This is a genomic window from Kitasatospora gansuensis, from assembly GCF_014203705.1.
GTDB lineage: Bacteria > Actinomycetota > Actinomycetes > Streptomycetales > Streptomycetaceae > Kitasatospora > Kitasatospora gansuensis.
The window spans coordinates 7,034,470-7,051,138 of record NZ_JACHJR010000001.1 but is presented as its reverse complement, the minus strand read 5'-3'; the positions used below and the strand labels follow the sequence as shown (position 1 = coordinate 7,051,138).

General features: G+C 73.3%; 14 protein-coding genes. 6 read left to right on the top strand and 8 right to left on the bottom strand.

Features of this window, described 5'->3' with window-relative positions:
- The first annotated feature begins 78 nt into the window (after window positions 1-78).
- The 3 genes from F4556_RS31795 to F4556_RS31785 are packed head-to-tail and all read left to right on the top strand — an operon-like array spanning window position 79 to window position 3,219.
- Window positions 79-399, top strand: coding sequence for a hypothetical protein (locus F4556_RS31795; RefSeq protein ID WP_184922329.1), 321 nt, complete (start codon window positions 79-81; stop codon window positions 397-399).
- A gap of 37 nt (window positions 400-436) precedes the next feature.
- Window positions 437-1,264: a P-loop NTPase family protein gene (locus F4556_RS31790; protein WP_184922326.1), complete on the top strand. Its 828-nt coding sequence runs from the start codon at window positions 437-439 to the stop codon at window positions 1,262-1,264.
- Window positions 1,261-3,219, top strand: a complete 1,959-nt coding sequence (locus F4556_RS31785; RefSeq protein WP_184922324.1) for a hypothetical protein — start codon at window positions 1,261-1,263, stop codon at window positions 3,217-3,219. Before F4556_RS31790 ends, F4556_RS31785 begins: the two co-directional genes overlap by 4 nt.
- 48 nt (window positions 3,220-3,267) lie before the next feature.
- On the opposite strand, the gene F4556_RS31780 is transcribed toward F4556_RS31785, so the two are convergent.
- The 3 genes from F4556_RS31780 to F4556_RS31770 form a co-directional block, all read right to left on the bottom strand.
- The gene (locus F4556_RS31780; protein WP_184922322.1) at window positions 3,268-4,170 is read right to left on the bottom strand and encodes an endo alpha-1,4 polygalactosaminidase; all 903 of its coding nucleotides are present in this window, start codon (window positions 4,168-4,170) and stop codon (window positions 3,268-3,270) included.
- Between the two features lie 120 nt (window positions 4,171-4,290).
- Entirely contained in the window at window positions 4,291-5,658 is a 1,368-nt protein-coding gene (locus F4556_RS31775; protein ID WP_184922320.1) for a GntT/GntP/DsdX family permease, read from the bottom strand.
- Window positions 5,655-6,209 carry a gluconokinase gene (locus F4556_RS31770; RefSeq protein WP_184922318.1) on the bottom strand — a complete coding sequence of 185 codons (555 nt, stop codon included), beginning with the start codon at window positions 6,207-6,209 and terminating at the stop codon, window positions 5,655-5,657. Before F4556_RS31770 ends, F4556_RS31775 begins: the two co-directional genes overlap by 4 nt.
- 111 nt (window positions 6,210-6,320) lie before the next feature.
- Between F4556_RS31770 and F4556_RS31765 the strand changes: the two genes are divergently transcribed.
- Both F4556_RS31765 and F4556_RS31760 read left to right on the top strand, forming a co-directional pair.
- The gene (locus F4556_RS31765; RefSeq protein ID WP_184922317.1) at window positions 6,321-7,016 is read left to right on the top strand and encodes a FadR/GntR family transcriptional regulator; all 696 of its coding nucleotides are present in this window, start codon (window positions 6,321-6,323) and stop codon (window positions 7,014-7,016) included.
- Between the two features lie 73 nt (window positions 7,017-7,089).
- A complete protein-coding gene (locus tag F4556_RS31760; protein ID WP_184922315.1) occupies window positions 7,090-7,422 on the top strand; it encodes a hypothetical protein in 333 nt (110 codons plus the stop codon).
- On the opposite strand, the gene F4556_RS31755 is transcribed toward F4556_RS31760, so the two are convergent.
- Entirely contained in the window at window positions 7,398-8,492 is a 1,095-nt protein-coding gene (locus F4556_RS31755; RefSeq protein ID WP_184922313.1) for an NADH:flavin oxidoreductase/NADH oxidase, read from the bottom strand. The two genes, F4556_RS31760 and F4556_RS31755, sit on opposite strands and share 25 nt — an antisense overlap.
- A gap of 94 nt (window positions 8,493-8,586) precedes the next feature.
- On the opposite strand from F4556_RS31755, the gene F4556_RS31750 reads away from it, so the two are divergent.
- A complete protein-coding gene (locus F4556_RS31750) occupies window positions 8,587-8,916 on the top strand; it encodes an ArsR/SmtB family transcription factor (protein WP_313068926.1) in 330 nt (109 codons plus the stop codon).
- A gap of 7 nt (window positions 8,917-8,923) precedes the next feature.
- Here F4556_RS31750 and F4556_RS31745 read toward each other — a convergent pair whose 3' ends face one another.
- From F4556_RS31745 to F4556_RS31730, 4 genes are all read right to left on the bottom strand, one after another.
- Window positions 8,924-9,103, bottom strand: coding sequence for a hypothetical protein (locus tag F4556_RS31745; protein WP_184922309.1), 180 nt, complete (start codon window positions 9,101-9,103; stop codon window positions 8,924-8,926).
- A gap of 227 nt (window positions 9,104-9,330) precedes the next feature.
- Window positions 9,331-13,875: a hypothetical protein gene (locus tag F4556_RS31740; RefSeq protein ID WP_184922307.1), complete on the bottom strand. Its 4,545-nt coding sequence runs from the start codon at window positions 13,873-13,875 to the stop codon at window positions 9,331-9,333.
- A 54-nt stretch (window positions 13,876-13,929) separates the two neighbouring features.
- Window positions 13,930-14,805: a hypothetical protein gene (locus tag F4556_RS31735; RefSeq protein ID WP_184922305.1), complete on the bottom strand. Its 876-nt coding sequence runs from the start codon at window positions 14,803-14,805 to the stop codon at window positions 13,930-13,932.
- Between the two features lie 202 nt (window positions 14,806-15,007).
- On the bottom strand, window positions 15,008-16,543 hold the full coding sequence (locus F4556_RS31730; RefSeq protein ID WP_376775758.1) for a hypothetical protein: 1,536 nt from the start codon (window positions 16,541-16,543) through the stop codon (window positions 15,008-15,010).
- Between the last annotated feature and the right edge of the window lie 126 nt (window positions 16,544-16,669).

Genomic DNA, 16,669 nt, shown 5'->3' with positions numbered 1-16,669 from the left:
AACCTGCCCGGTGGGGGGACGTTATGGGAGGGTTCTGCCGAACTCGGTAAGCGGTACGGCAGAAAGGCGTGTGGCGGCATGGTCGATCTGACTGTCACCCAGCTCCTGGTCATCGGCGGCGTCGTGGTGATCGCCCTGGGGCTGATCGTGTACGGGTTGCGGCGCGGCTCGTTGAAAAAGGCCGAGCTCAGGGCCGTGGGTGTCCGGGCCGCTGTGGAGGGCCACGAACCTGTGGCACCCGAGCCGCATCGGACGTTCGAGAGCGATCGGCTCAAGACGCGTCGGTCGTCCATCAAGGTGGTGAAGGGGGCCACCACGAAGTTCCGCCGGAGCAGCTTCGAGGACAGTGCGGTGGAGATCACGGACAGCGCTGCGCCCACCGACCCGCAGAGCAACTGACCCCCTCGGCGGACCACACAGGAGGACCGGGAGCACGGTGGCCGATTCGGCGTCGCAGCGTCAGCACATCGACCGCGCCGAGCAGTTGTCGCGCGCGGCCCGCCTCGCCTCGGGCGAGGAGACCGGACAGCGCGCGCTCTTCTTCGAGGGCCCGGAGGGCATCGGCAAGTCCTCGCTGCTGTTCGAGATCCACGACCGGCACCGGGAGAACGGCGCCTACTTCGTCGATCTGGAGCGCACCGTCCGGGAGTACGACGTGCTCGAGACCCTGGCCATCCAGGCGCGCGGCCAGCGGGTCGAGACGCCGAGCTACCGGACGGCCCGGGACCGGTTCGCCGAGCAGGCCGGGTCACTGAACGTGGAGTTCACTAACGTGCGGGCCCGCGCCTCGGCGTTCCAGATCATCGGCCAGACCGAGGACCGCATCCTGCGGACGGCGGCACTGAGCGACGCCTTGCTGGACAACCTGCTGGCGGACGACCGGCGGCCGGTTTTCTGCCTGGACGGCTTCGAGCGCTGCGGGCAGCCGATGCGGAAGTGGCTCGGGGACTCCCTGCTGCCGAATCTGCTCTCCCGCAAGGACGCCGGCGTCTTCCTGGCCGGCCGGGAGGTGCCCCGGCTGACCCACCCGGACTCCACCTCGGTGCACACCATGGTGCTGCCGCCGTTCGACGTCGAGGCCGTGCAGGAGTGGATCGAGGCGCTCGGCGTCACCGAGCTTCACGCGAAGTCTCTGGCGATCCATCAGGAGTACGGCGGCATCCCGATGTTGTTGGACGAGTTCTTCACAGGCCACCTCGCATTCGGCCGGGCCGGGCTGCCGCGACAGCAGGGCGTCGACCGGAGAGGGGCGCAGCGGCCGTGACACAGGAATCCCTCGCCGCGCAGGCGCTGGCCGCGGTGGACCGACTGCCCCGGGAGGAGGCCGGGTTCTGGGAGGCGCTGGCCGTCCACCGGTGGTTCGACGCCGAGTTGGTGGCCCACACCGCCGACGCCTTGGGGGTCGAGGTGACACCGGAGCAGGTGACGGCCTCCCCGTTCGTCGTCGAGGACCGGGCCCCGGCCGTCGATCCCGAGGAAGCACCCCGGTACAGCCTCCGGCCCGTCCTACGGACCGCGCTCACCGCGCGGCTGGCCGCAGAGCGGCCGACGGTCCTCCGCCAGGCCCACCGGATCGCCGCGACCTATCACCACCAAGAACTGGAGCCGTTGCACACCGGGCGGCTCGGCCGGTACATCCTGGAAATCAACCATCTCGCGAGCTATCAGCCGGAGTTCGCACTAAGGCGACTGGCCTCGTTCGCCCATGTCGCGCTGCTCGCGGGCTACCCCGAGGCGGCGAGCCGGGCCGCCGCCGCGACGCTGCCCGCCCTCGCCCCGGCCGATCGGCCGCTGCCCGAGATCATCGCGGCCGTGGCGGAGATCCTGAACGCACCCGCCCAGGTCGAGCACGGCACGCTCCTCCGCCTGGACGATCTGCTCGCCCGCTACGACGCACCGGCCAATCTGGCGGCGACCCGGCTCGTCCTGCTCGGGCGTGATCTGGTCACGTACTTCACCGAACGCCCGGAGTCGGCAACGGCGTTGACCGCGCTGGTGGCGCCGGACCTCACCACGGCCATCGACCCCCGGGGCGTCCCGGTCCTGGGCAGTGAACTCCAACTGTTGGAGGACCTCACCCGGCCCGCCAGGACCATCACCAACCGGACCCACCGGGTGGAGCTGACCTCCAGCGGTACCTGCCGGCACCAGGTCACCACCAAGCTCGACGCCGGGGACCGGGCCGGGCGCCGGATGGTGCTCGCGGACGTCCTGCCAGCGGGTCGTTGGGAGGATCTCGACCATCTGAACCCGAGCGAACGCGGCGCCCGTCCGGTGAGCGTGCTCGGTACGGAGGACACCGTCCAGGTCGTCGCCAAGGGAGTCCGCCGACTGCTGGACACCCATGAACGGGCGGGCGACGACTCCTCCCGGGCCGAGCTGTCGCGCCGGCTCGGCCATCTCGACGCGCAGAGCAACGCGGACGACCTCACCACGCTGCTGGACCGCGCCCGGCAGACGGAGGAGGTCGAGGGCTTCCTCCGAGAGCGCATCGGCGAACTGATGCGCTACACGCCGGTGGTGGCCATGGTGGACGTCCATCCGGGGCTGTCCTCGGAGCTGAGCTACGGCTACGAGGACGAGTGCACGGCACGCCGGACCGGCCTCGGTGGGGTGGTGGTCTCACTCGAGCTGACGCTGCCGCTGGAGCTGCGCAACCGGCTCCAGATCGTGCCCCCGCCCGGCATGGTCCTCGCTGGGGAGCCCCAGGCTGACGGCGCCCGACTGGTCCCGGTCCGCACCGAGCAACCGGCCACCGCCCCGCAACAGTTCGACATCTCCCCCGGCGAGGGGACGGCTCGGATCAGAGTGGATCTCGCCTACCGGCTGGCCGACAGCGAATTCACCAATGTCGTCAGGACCGCCGGCCTGAGCATGCTGATCTCGGTCATCGCCCTCCTGCTGCTGGTCGCCGACCGCAATCTCGTCCCCATCCTCGGCACCATCATGGCCGCCGTCATCGGCATGCTGAACGGCAGCCGAGAAGGGGCGACCCCCAACGAGGGTGTACCGCTCCACGTCCACGCCGGCAAACGACTGCGCGCACTGCGCACCACTCACACCGCAGCGGCCGTGATGGCGACGACCGCCCCGAACATCGACTCGGTCCCGGTGAGCCTGGCCACCTCCGGCACGGCCTTCCTCATCGGCCTGGTCACTTGCGTCATGGTGCTGCTCTCGCGCCGAACTTCCGCCCGGCCGGCGGCGCTGCTGAGCTAGTGCCGTGACCGGGAGCGGATGCCGCGAATGTCCGCCCGTTGGACCGGCTCAGCAGGCGCAGCGACGGTAGGCCCCGTCCCCGGCCGGGACGACGTTCCGGTCGCGCAGGACCACCGACAGCCGCTTGCCCCACAACTTGCAGGCGGCGGCGAGCCAGTCGGCCTTGCACTCGATGACGAAGACTCGGTCGTCGAACGCGTAGGCGTAGGCGTCGCATTCGTCGTACTGGCCGCACTCCTCGGCGACCGCGAAGTCGAACCCCAGGCTGCGCCCCTTGCGTGCCAGGCCCGCGGCGTTCTTCTGACCGATCGCCAGACCGCCCGCATGAGCACGGTCGACGAGCAGTTTCCCGAAGGCCAGGTCGTGGTCGGCGGTCAGGAGCCCGTCGGACCGCTCGTGGGAGTCGAGGTTGTCGGCCTCGACTGCCTGGAATCCGGCCGCGGCGCAGCCGTCGATCCACTCGCCCACGATCCCGGCGAGCTGTTCGCGCTTGGCAGCCGTAGAGATGTCGAGCAGGGCCTCGTGCCAGTCCTTGTCCTCGACCAGTGCGCCACCGGAGCCGCGGAGCAGCAAGTCGGGGTGGTGGGTCTGCCACCAGTCGGTGGCGTCCGCCTGGGCCTGGAAGGCGTTGACGTAGCAGATGTTGTACAGCCCGGGCGCGGGCTTCGCGGCACGGTCGCGGGAGACCGCGCGTACACCGGGCGGCGGCGGGTAGGCACCACCGATCTGGTAGTCGAAGGAGATGTTCTGCTCGGGCAGAACCACCTTGCCCCCGTCCCCGCTGCCCGCAGTCGGTCCGGCAGCGGTCGGCGGAGCGACGGAGGACCGGGCCGACGCGGCGGCGTCCTCGCCGTCGGACGCGGAGCATCCGCTCGCGACCGCCGCGAGCACACCGCACAGCGTCACCGCCGTCAGCACGCGGTGCCGGGTTGGGCGGATGCGGTCGGCCATGGTCCAGATGTCCTCTTCTGTGGGTGGTCAACTGCTCTGCCGCCGGGAAGGTCGTCAACGGGCTGGGCAACTGCGCGGCGGCCCAGGTCGAGCGGCAGCTCGCCTACCACCCGTGCAGCGCTAGATGATCAGGCTGAGCGGGAGGATCAGGGCGATGGCGGTGACCGAGATGACCGTCTCCATCACCGACCAGGACTTCAGGGTCTGACCGACCGTCATGCCGAAGTACTCCTTGACCAGCCAGAAGCCCGCGTCGTTGACGTGCGAGAAGAACAGCGAACCGGCGCCGATGGCCAGCACCAGCAGGGCGGCGTGGGTGGTGGAGAGGCCGGCGGCCAGCGGGGCGACGATGCCCGCGGCGGTGATGGTGGCGACCGTGGCGGAGCCGGTGGCCAGGCGGATCAGGACGGCGATCAGCCAGCCCAGCAGCAGGGCGGAGATGTGCCACTTGGCGGACCACTCACTGACCGCGTTGCCGACACCGACGTCGATCAGGGTCTGCTTGAAGCCACCGCCCGCGCCGACGATGAAGACGATGCCCGCGATCGGGGCGAGCGACTTCTCCATCGTGCTGGAGACCCGGGCCTTGGTGAAGCCGGCCGCGCGGCCGAGGGTGAACATCGCCAGCAGGGTGGCGGCGAGCAGCGCGATCAGCGGGGAGCCGATGAAGTCCAGCACCCGCTGCGGGCCGGCCTTGGGGTCGTCGATGACCACGTCGGCGAGTGCCTTGCCGAGCATCAGGACCACCGGAAGCAGGATGGTGGTCAGGACGGCCGCGAAGCTCGGGGTGCGGTCGGGCTTCTCGGTGGCGGCGGGGGCCGGGGGCAGCTCCAGCGGGCCGACCCAGCGTTCGGCGAAGCGGGCGAACAGCGGGCCCGCGACGATCAGGGTGGGGACGGCGATCAGCAGGCCGAGCGCCAGGGTGACGCCGAGGTCGGCCTTCAGCGCGTCGACAGCGACCAGCGGGCCGGGGTGCGGGGGCACCAGGCCGTGCAGGACGGAGAGTCCGGCCAGGGCGGGGATGCCCAGGCGCATCACCGGGATGTTCCCGCGCCGGGCGACCAGCAGCACGATCGGGATCAGCAGCACCACACCGACCTCGAAGAACAGCGGCAGCCCGAGCACGGCGGCGATCAGCGCCATCGACCAGGGCAGCATCCGCTTGCTGGAGCGACGCAGCACGGTGTCGGCGACGATGTCGGCGCCGCCGGAGTCGGCGAGCAGCTTGCCGAGCATCGCGCCCAGGCCGATCAGCAGGCCGACGCTGCTGACGGTCGATCCGAAGCCGCTCGCGAAGCTGCTGAGCAGCTTGTCGAACGGCGCGCCCGCGACGGCGGCCAGCACGCCGGAGCCGAGGGTCAGGGCGAGGAAGGGGTGCAGCTTCAGACGGGTGATCAGCAGCACGATGACGCCGATGCTGAGCAGCACCGCGAGCAGCAGGACACCGTCGCTGTCGGTGTGGGGCAGGGCAGCGGTCAGGGTGGTCACGCGAGGTCTCCGTTGACGGGGCGCGGGTGGTGGGGGCCGAGCAGCTTGCAGGCCAGGTCGACGAGCTCGGACGGCGTGTGGGTGACGTCGAGTTCGACGCCGGACTCGTCCGGCCGGAGCGGTTCGAGGGTGGCGTACTGGGAGTCGAGCAGCGAGGCGGGCATGAAGTGTCCGCTGCGCTCGGCCAGTCGGGCCCGGATCAGGGTCTGATCCCCGGTCAGGTGCAGGAAGCGGGTGGCCGGGGCCTGGCCGCGCAGGATGTCCCGGTAGCCGCGTTTGAGCGCCGAACAGGCCACCACTCCGCCGGTCCCGGCGGCGACCCGGCCGCCGAGCCAGTCGGCCAGGGCGTGCAGCCACGGCTGCCGGTCCTGGTCGTCCAGCGGGATGCCGGCCGCCATCTTGGCGATGTTGGCGGGCGGGTGGAAGTCGTCGGCCTCCGCGTACGGCAGGCCGAGCCGCTCGGCCAGCAGCCGGGCGACGGTGGTCTTGCCGACACCCGAGACGCCCATCACCACGAGGGTGGGCGGCTGGTTCTCGACGCTGAGACCCATGGCTGGTGCTCCTGTTCTGGCTGGTCACGACCGACAGTGCCGCAAAGGTATGACTTATTCAAGAGGCCGAAACACAATCGTCATACATATGTACCTGGATATCATGATCGGATGGAGATCCAGGGCCTGCCAGGACGACTGCTCGCGGACCTCGGTCCGGCCATCGCCTCCGGTGAGATCCCGGAGGGCGCGGTGCTGCGCGGCGAGGAGCTGGAGGCGAAGTACGGGGTGTCCCGCACCGTGGTCCGGGAGGCGATCCGGATCCTGGAGTCGATGCGGATGGTGGCCTCCCGCCGCCGGGTCGGCATCACCGTGCAGCCCAAGTCCGACTGGGACGTCTTCGACCCGCTGGTGATCCGCTGGCGGCTGGCCGGCGCCGACCGTCCGGCCCAGCTGCGCTCGCTCGGCTCGCTCCGGGTCGCGGTCGAACCGGCCGCCGCCGCGCTGGCCGCCGTGCACGCCACCGACGACCAGCGCCGCGAACTCGGCGCGCTGGCCGTCGAGCTGACGGTCACCGCCCGGGCCGCCGACCTGACCACCTTCCTGCGGCACGACATCGCCTTTCACGCCACCGTCCTGCGCGCCTCCGGCAACGAGATGTTCGCCCACCTCGGCGACACCGTCGGCGCGGTGCTCACCGGCCGCACCGAGCACCAGCTGATGCCGCATCAACCGGAGCCGTACGCGGTGAAGTTGCACCGCGAGGTGGCCGACGCCATCTGCACCGGGCAGGCCGAGGAGGCCGAGCGGGCGATGCGCACCATCGTGCAGGGAGCGCTCGCGGAGCTGGACGCGACGCTGGGCTGACCCCCGCCTTGAATGGGCGGACGCGGAGCGGGCAGGCTGGGTACGGACGTTCTGCTCACGTACACCCCGGGGGATGCCGATGCCCGCTGCTCGCCGTCGCCGCCGTCTGCCGGACGAGGTGCGGGCCGCCGCCGTGCGCGCGTGGATGTTCCTCTCCTGCACGCTGATCAGTCTGATCGTGGCCACGCTGGCCTCGTACGCGCGGAGTTGGCTGCTCACCCCGGCGCTGATGGCCACCGCGCTCGGGGTGTTCGGCACCGCCTGGTGCCTGCTGGAGATCCTGATCTCGCGTCAGATCGCCGCCCAGCGGCGGCGCGGGCCCAACTCGGCCGACCCGATGACGGGCAGTCGGGAGCGGCGAGCGGGGCCCGGGCCGGTCGATCAGCCGCGCTTGCGCAGGGTGTAGCCGTACTGGACCGGCCAGCGCGACTCGGCACCGAGCTCGGCCGCCGCGCGGTGCGGCCAGTACGCGTCGCGCAGCAGCTCGCGGCCGAGCGAGACCACGTCGGCCTGGCCGCTCGCCACGATCCGCTCGGCCTGGGCGGGCTCGGTGATCAGCCCGACCGCCCCGGTGGGCAGCCCGGCCTCGGAGCGGATCCGGGCCGCGAACGGCACCTGGAAGCCGGGCGCGACCGCGATCTTCGCGTCCGGGTCGATGCCGGCCGAGGAGGCGTCCAGCAGGTCCACCCCGGCCGCGTGCAGCTCCTTGGCGAGCCGGACGGTGTCCTCCACCGTCCAGCTCGGCACGCCCTCCAGCCAGTCGGTGGCGGAGGCGCGGTAGAGCACCGGCAGCTCGGCGGGCCAGACCTCGCGGACGGCCGCCACCACCTCCAGCGCGAACCGGCTGCGCCCGGCGAAGTCCCCGCCGTAGGCGTCGGTGCGGTGGTTGGAGTGCGGTGACAGGAAGGAGTGGATCAGGTAGCCATGCGCACCGTGGATCTCCACCGCCTCGAACCCGGCCGCCAGCGCCCGCCCGGCCGCCTCGGCGAACGCTCGGACCACGCCCTGGATCTCCTCCACCGTCAGCTCGTCCGGCACCTGGTGCTCCGCGCTGAACGACACCGGGGAGGCGCCGACCGGCTGCCAGCCGCCCGCCGCGATCGACAGCGGCTTGCCACCCAGCCACGGCCGGTCGGTGGCCGCCTTGCGGCCGGCGTGGGCGAGCTGGATCGCCGGGACGGCGCCGTGCGACTTCACCAGCGCGGCGATCCGGGCCAGTTCCTGCTGCTGGCGGTCGTTCCACAGCCCGAGGTCCCACGGGGAGATCCGGCCCTCGGAACTGACCGCGGTGGCCTCGGCCATCACCAGACCGGCCCCGCCGGCCGCCCTGGCCCCCAGGTGGGCGAGGTGGAAGTCGGTCGCGACACCGGTCTCGGGCCCCTCCGCCGCGGCCGAGTACATGCACATCGGCGCCAGCCAGATCCGGTTGGGCACGGTCAGCGAGCGAAGCGTCATGGGTTCGAACAGGGCACTCACGGTCGGCTCCTCGGCAGGGGGCATCAGAGGCTTGTACGATAACTCTCGTAGTACGGCGACTGTCAAACTACGATGTTTCTCGTACTATGAACGGGTGGCCGACACCCAGCTCCCCGAACCCGCCCTGGCCGAGATCAGGCTCGCGGCGGTCCTGCACGCCCTCGCCGATCCGATCCGACTCCAGATCGCCGCCGAACTCGCGCGCGACCAGGGCGAGTTGGCCTGCCAGGCGTTCGACCTGCCGGTGACCAAGTCGACCACCACGCACCACTTCAAGGTGCTCCGCGAGGCCGGCGTGATCCGCCAGTGCCGCCGCGGCACGTCCCGGATGAGCCACCTGCGCACCGCGGACCTGGGGACGCTCTTCCCCGGTCTGCTCGACGGCATCCTCGCCGCGCACCTCGCGGAGGCCGGCCGGCCTTAGGGCGCGGTCAGTCGACCTCTTCGTCCTTGCTGTGCGGGAGGACGATGCCGTGGTGGGCGGCGATCCTGATCAGGGCGGTGATCCGGCCCTGGTAGGCCTCGACGCCCTCGTCGTCGCCCGCCTCGCGGGCCGCCGCCAGCGCGAGGCGGGCCTGGTCCAACTGCTCACGGAGCTCTTCCTCGAACACACGTCAAGCATCGCACCAAACGCCCGCACGGCCCGGCCGACGGGCCGGGCCACACGAGCGTCGGCTCAGACCCTCCGGCGATTGGGGGGCGGCGTCGCGACGCCGGGGCACGCACCTCGCCGGCTTCTCGTCGGTCGCCGATGCTCCGCATGGACTTCCTCCTCGGCGCCGCCGATGCACGCACCCCAACGCCGCTCCTTCACCCACCCCCCAATCGCCGGAGGGTCTCAGTCGGCGGGGCGCTTGAACATCCGGGTGGCGGTGATCTCGCCGTGGATGGCCGGGCCGTCCGGGTCCTGCGGGGCGGGCAGGCCCGGGCGCAGGTGCTCCTCGACCGAGATGTACTTCAGGCCCGCCCGCAGGTCGGCGTCGTTGCGCAGCCGGATCACCAGCGGGAACTCGGCCAGCGCCGTGGTGTCGAAGAGCCCGGTGGTGTAGATCAGCTGGACGCCGAGCGCGTCGGCCACCGCCCGCTGGAGCTCCAGCAGGTACGTCGCGTTGGCTCGCCCGATCGGGTTGTCCAGGAAGAGCGTCCCCGCGTGCCGCAGCTGCGACTGGCCCCGGTCATTGGCCCGCAGGGCCGCCATCGTGCAGTACAGCGCGATCGCGGCGGTGAGCAGCTGGCCGCCGGAGAACACGTCCGACATCTGACCGACACTCACCCGCTCGGCCCGCAGCACCGCGTCGGGCTTGAGGATCTCCACCGCGACGCCCTTCGGGCCGATCGCGGCGGCCACCCCGCGCAGCAGCAGTGACATGCCGTCACGTCGCAGGTCGGAGTTCTTCTTCACGGCGGACCGGGTGGCTTCGTCGATCACCTCGCCGAGCCGCTCGACCAGCAGCGCGTGGTCCGGGTCCTCGAAGCGGATCCGGAGGAACTCCTGCCCGGACCACTCCCCCAGGCCCTCGGGCAGCCGGGACAGCCGCTGGGCCGCGCGCAGGGTGGCGAGCGAGCTCTCCACCAGGCCGCGCAGCCGGTCCACGATCGAGCCCCGGTTGCGCTCCAGCTGCGCCAACTCGTCGGTGAGCACCCGCAGTCGGGGGGCGAAGGCGGTGGCCCAGGCGGCCGCGTGGTCGGGCAGCGCGGCGGCGGGCAGCTCGCGGATCTGCTGCCGGGCGGGGGTGCGGACGGCCTCGTAGCGGGCCGCGTTGGCGTGCCGGACCAGGGCGTCGGCGGCGTCCCGGACGGCGAGTTCGGCGGCGGTCAGCTCGGTGGAGGCGGTCCGCAGCGTACGGCGCGACTCGGCGGCGGCGCTCCGGGCCTCGGTGAGCGAGCCGAGGTAGGGCTCGGCGGGCTGCTCGTTCTCCTCCGGGTGGTGGTCGCGCAGGCCGTCGCGGAGCTGGGCCGCGCTCTCGTCGAAGTCGGCGGCGGCGCTCTGCGCGGCGTCCAGGGTGCGCTGCAGGTCGGCGTGGGCGGTCCGGGCGTTCTCCACCAGCTCGCGCCGCTCGGCGAGCCGGGAGGTGGCGGTGCGCAGCAGCAGCTGGGCGTGCTCGGGGTCGGCCGGGACCAGGTCCTCGGGCAGCGCGGTGTGCTCCTCGCCGCTGGCGGGGGCGGAGCGCTCGGCCTCGCCGCGCAGCCGGCCGAGCTGCTCGGACGCGGTCGCGGAGCGGGCCTCGATGGTGGCGACCAGCTCCTCGGCGCGGGTCGCGGCGGCCTGCCTGGCCGGGCCGTCGGCGCCGTCCGGGCTGGCCAGCAGCTCCTCGGCCCGGACCCGGACCTTGTTGGTGAGCCGGTCCAGCTCGGTGGCGGCGGCGGCCTCGTCGCCCTCGGCCCTGGCCTGCTCGGCCCGCAGGTCGGCGCCGACGCCGACCTTCTCGTACAGCTGGGCGGCGGCCCGGTACGCCTCGCGCAGCGCGGGCAGCGAGGCCGGGACCTCCGTGAGCTCCTCGGTCTCGGCGACGGCGGACAGCTCGGAGCGCTCGGCGCGCAGCGTACGGGCGGTGCGGCGGGCGTCGTCGGCGGCCCGCTGGGCGGCCCGGCGGTCCTCGTCGCAGGTGCGGGCCCGCTCGGCGCAGACCGCCTGGCGGCGGTCGCACTCGGCGGCGTCCTCGGTCAGTTCGCGCTGCCGGCGGGTCCAGTTGCCGCGCTCGCGGAGCCGGAAGGCCAGACCGGCCAGTGCGTCGGCCCGGCGGCGGGTGCGCTGGGCGGCCTCCCGGCGCTCCTCGTGCGCGGCGGCGGCGGCGAGCTGGTCGGCCTCGGCCTCGGCGTGCTCGGCGCGCAGGGTGGCCAGTTCGGCGGCGGCGGTCTCGGCCTGGGTGGCGGCGGCCAGGGTGGCTTCGGTGAGCTCGGCCAGCGTGCCGGGCGGGCACTGCTGGTGCCAGGAGGCGAGCCGGGCGTTCAGCGCGCGGTCGCCGCCGAGCCGGGCGGCCAGCTCGCGGATGTGCTCCTCCCGGGCGGTGGCCCGGGTGCGCAGCTGGCGGCGCTCGTCGTCGGCCGCGCCCTCGTTGTGCATCGCGGGGTTCGGCGGCACCAGGAAGAACGGCGGCTCGGCCCCGATCGGCGCGATCAGCGCGGCTGCGGTGCCGACCGCCACGGTGGAGCGCGGCAGCAGGGCGGCGGCCTGGAGCGCTTCGCGGGCCCGGTCGAGGGACTGAGGGTCCGTCACCACCACGCCGTCGACCAGCTCGGGCCGGGCGGCCAGGATCGCCTCGTGGTCGGCCGGGTCGACCGACTGGGCCAGGTAGCGCCAGCCGGGCAGTGCGGGGATGCCGTGCTCCCCCAGGAACTCGACGGTGGCCAGCACGTCCGGGCCCGGCGGCAGCAGGCCGCCGTCGCCGAGCGCGGCCAGGATCCGGGAGTCGTCGGCGGCGGCGGTGCGCAGGTCGAAGAGGGTGCGCTCGGCGGTGCCGACGGCGGTGTCGAGCTGCTCGCGCAGCGCCTCGGCGTTGGCGTCCAGCAGGGCCGGGGTGAGCGCGCCGTCCTCGTCCTCGCCCTGATGGGGCGCCAGGCCGAGCAGTTCGGCGAGCCGGGGCTCGGCGGCCAGCGCGGCGGCGGTGCGCTGCTCGGCGGAGAGCGCGCGGTGGGCGTTCTGGTACGCGTCGCTGGCGCGGGCGGCGGCCAGTTCGGCCTTCGCCTCGAGTGCGGCGGTCTCCCGGGCCCGGGCGGCGGCCTGCTCGGCGGCGGCCCTGGACTGCTCCAGCGCGGCGGTGGCGGCCTGCTCCGCGTCGGCGGCGTGCAGGGCGGCGCGGGCCGGGTCCGGCTCGTCGGTGTCCGCGTCGATCCAGCCCGCCTCGACGGCGGCCCTGGTCTCCTGCTCCACCTCGGCCAGCCGCTGGCCGAGGTGGCCCGCCTCGGAGCGGGCCTTCTGGGCAGCCGTCGCGGCGGCGGTGGCCTCGGCCTGCGCGGCGGCGCCGTCGGACTGCAGCTCCCCGGCCCGCAGCTCCTCCTGATCCGCCCTCAGCTCGGCGGCCCCGGCGGCGCTCTCCAGCGCGCGGGCCAGCGCCCCGGCCGCGCGGGCCCGGGCGGCCAGCGCGGGGGCGGCGTCCAGCTCGGCCTCCCGGATCGCGACCGCGACCCGGGCCACCCGGTCGGCGGCGGCGCGCTGGCGCAGCACCGCCTCGGCGGCCTGCCAGGCGGCGTGCAGCGTACGGGCCTCGGTCAGCTCGCGGCGCAGCGCGGCGGCCTCGGTGGTGGCGGCGGCCAGGCCGAGGGTGGCGTGACGGTAGGTCAGCTCGGCGGTGATCAGCGAGTGCCGGGTGCGGTCGGACTCGGCGGCGGTGACGGCGCTCGCGGCGGCGGCCACCTCGATCGCCAGGTCGTGCGCCCGCTCGCGCTCCCCGCTGCCGCGGGCGGCGAGGGCGTGCGCGAGCCTGCGGGTGCGGCGCTCGGTGGTGCGGTGCAGCTCGCGGACCGACTCGCGCGCCGTGGTGGCGTCGATGATCCGCTGGAGCAGGTCGACCGATCCGGCGGTGAAGTCCCGCTCGGCGGTGAGCTCGGCCCTGCGGCCGAGCTTGGCGGCGAAGCCGTGCACCAGGTCGGCCAGGCCGTCGGTGTCCCGGGTGTCGGTGACGGCGCGCAGCAGCAGGTCGGTGAAGTCGGCGTCGTGCTTGACCGCGAAGAGACCGGCCGCCTCGCCCTCGTCGGCGTTCATCTCGCGCTGGTAGCGGAAGAGTTCGGGGTCGAGGCCGAGGTCGGCGAGGTGCTCGTTCCACCGGTCGTGGCCGTCCTCGAAGACCAGCTCCAGGGCGGGGTACGCCTTGCCCGCCTCGGTCAGCGCGTCCCGGAAGCCCTTCATGGTGCGGCGTCGGCCGCGGACCCGCTGGTCACCGGCCAGGCTGATCCGCTCGGCCACCGGCAGCGCGTCCAGCGTCAGCCCGTCGCCGGGGCGGAACGAGTACCAGGTCTCGGCGAACTTGCGCGGGTCGGACGAGACCTGACGGCCCCGCCACTCGCTGACTTTGCCGACCACGATCAGCTCGCCGGTGACGGTGTGCTGCCACTCCAGCGCGACGTGACCGCAGTCGTCGGCGAGCAGGAACTTGCGCAGCACGCCGGAACTGGCGCCGCCCAGCGTGTTGCGGTGGCCGGGCAGCATCACCGAGAAGATCAGCTTGAGCAGGACGGACTTGCCGCCGCCGTTCTCCAGGAACAGCACCCCGGCCGGGGCCGGGCGCCGCTGCGGGCCCTCCGGCTCCTCGCCGAACAGGCCGATCTGCTGCGGCCGGGGCTCGGCCACCGGCTCACCGACTCCGCGCAGGTCGAGCACCGTGTCGGCGTAGCGCGCACCGGCCGGTCCGATCGAGTACAGGCGGACCCGGTTGAGCTCGTACATGTGCGGCGGTTCTCCAGCTTGACGGCGGATCAGAAGGAACGGTGGGTCGGTGGGTCAGAGCGAGTGGAAGGGCAAGCCCGCGTCGGCCACCAGCTCCTCGCTGTGGTCGGCGGGCAGCAGGGTGGCGGTGCCGTCGCTGACCGGGACGACGCCCAGGTCGAGCAGCTCGGCCATCGCGGCGCTGCCCGCCAGGTCGCGGACCTGGAGCTGGTAGCGGGCGGTGGTGCGGTACGTCCCGCCGGCGTCGTCCGAGGTCTTCTGCAGGAAGCCGGAGTCGACCAGGAAGAGCACCGCCTTGGAGACGATGCCGATGGTCGATCCCGACAGGCGCCGCGCGTCCTTGGTGGCGCCGGTGGCGGAGCGGCGGGCCCAGACCCGCCAGGCCGCCTCCAAGCCGGGGGCGTCGCTGGTCGGGTCGGTGTTGGTGCCCGCCGCCTCGGCGCGCTCCTCCAGCCGGCGGCAGGCCTGCCGGACGAAGGCGTCGATGCCGTTCACCGTGATCCGGCCGAGGTAGCCGTCGTCGGCCAGGTCCTCCGGGCGGGGGAACGCCATCGCGGCCACCGCGAGGTGGGCCAGCCCGTGCAGGAAGCGGTCGGTGGTCTCACCGGCGGCCCGGCGCGAGTAGTCGCCCATCCGGACCGCGAACACCGAGTCCTCGTCGGCCGCCACCGCCATGCCGGCGCGGGGCGAGACCTCCAGCACCACCAGGCCCATGCCGGTCGCCACCGCGTCGGCCAGCCGGGCGAACGCCGGGTCCTCGCGGTGACGGCGGATCAGCTCGGCGTACTCCGCGTCGCGGGCGGGGAGCAGCTTGGCCTGCAGGCCGAACGAGACCAGGCGCGCGGCGTCGGCCACGTCGGCGGGGGTGAGGGCGGCTACCGCCGGGGCGGCTTGCGGCTCGGCCTCGGGCTCCCAGGTGTCGGTGCTCACGGGGTCGGCTCCTCTTTGCGGGATTGGTGATGCCAAGTCAGGGGCGCGGGGAACTGCGCGAATCGGAAGGTCTCCAGGTGGCCACTCCGCGACGGCGGGATGGTGCGACGTGCTCTCCGGCGGAACGTGCGGGACGGGTTGCCTCCCGTTTCGCGCAGTTCCCCGCGCCCCTGGGTACACCGATCTCGCTGGTGAACCCACTTCACGATGCGTCCTTGCGGTCCGCTGCCATGCCGGCGGCGTCGAGCAGCGCGCTGCCCACGATCAGGTCCGCGCCGCCGAACTCCGGGTCGTCGAGGCGGGTGCCGTCGTCCACCGCGAAGAGCAGCCGTTCCTCGCCCTGACGGTACGCCGTCCCGACCGGGGGGCTGGCCGCGTGCACGGCGAGCAGGGCGACCAGGTAGGGCAGGTCGGCGTCCCGGGTGCGGGCTTCGGCGAGCAGGCCGGAGAGGCGCCGGGGGGCGTCCGGGGGGAGATCGAGCAGCTCCAGGGCGGATTCCAGCTGGGCTTCGGTGAAGCGGCTGTCGTCGGGCGTGGCGACCAGGTCGGGGTCGGGCAGCTCGGCGCCGAGGTGCTCGCGCTCGACCGGCGGGGTGAGCAGCAGGTCGACCAGGTCGGCGACCCGGACCGAGACCGGGGTGCGCAGCCCGATGCCCCGGGCGAAGAAGGCGTCGGTGGGCCGGATGGCCTGGTCGACCGGCAGCTCCAGCAGCGGGGCGAGCAGCTGCCCGTACAGGTCGATGCCGCTGCGCGCGGTGGGGGCGGCGAACGCCTGCCGGTCCTGCTCGGCGCGGAACAGCGGGCCGGCCTCGAGCAGGCGGGTCTGCAGCTGGGTGTGGCGGCGGATGCAGTCCTTGACGATGTCGACCAGCTCGGCGGCGCGGCGCTTCTGCTCGGCGTCCTCGGACTCGTCGCGGGCCTTGCGGATGTTGGTGAGGATCGCGTTCTCGTGCCGGTAGCGGTCGGCGATGTGGTCGAGCGCCTCGTCGATCAGGTCGGGGACGGCCTGCATCCAGTCCACCGCGCGGACGTTGCGCCGGGTGGCGTCCAGCGCGCGGCGCAGCGTCTCGGCGTACTGGACGGTGCGGTAGCGGGCCTGCTCGGCGGCGAGCTGGGCGTCGGCCAGCCGGCCCCGGCTGATCAGCACCTCGAGCTTGACCTCGGCGGCGATCTGAGCGGACGTCACGTCCGTGTCGAGGGCGCCGACCAGGACGTTGACCGCCTCGTCGGTGGTGCGCAGGTAGACGCCGCCGTCGGGGCCCGGCACCTCCTCGATCAGCTTGAAGTCGTAGTCCCGGCGGACGTAGCTGCCGTCGGAGCCGAAGGTGCCGTAGACGGCGCGGAAGCCGCGGTCCACGCTGCCGACGTTGATCAGCGACTCGAGCACCCAGCGGGCCACCCGCTCGTGCTCGGCGGCGGGGCGGCCCGGGTTCTGCGCGGCGACCCGGGGGTGCAGGCGGCCGAGCACTATGTCGCGGTCGGCCCCGGTGTCGAAGTCCATGTTGAGCGTGACCAGGTCGATCACGGCGAGCCCGATCTCGGCCATCGCGTACGAGGTGTACTCGCCGGCCAGGTTGACCTTCCGGCTCTCCAGGTCGTGCAGCGGAGCGGTGCAGGCCAGCGCCTTGAGCCGCCGGGCCAGCCCCTCGTCGGCGGCCGGGCCCGGGGCGGGCCGGGCGGTGCCGGGGGCGGGCGGGCGGAGCGGCTGCCCGGTGGGTCGGTCTGCGATGGCGGTCACGGTGGACAAGGTTAGAGGTTCACCCCGACAGAGTCCGAAACGACCCCGTTGTCCCCGTTTCCGAAGCAAGTTGAACGTGTTCAGTTATCCCTCTAGAGTCAGCTCCGCGCAGGTCGGGGCAGTGAA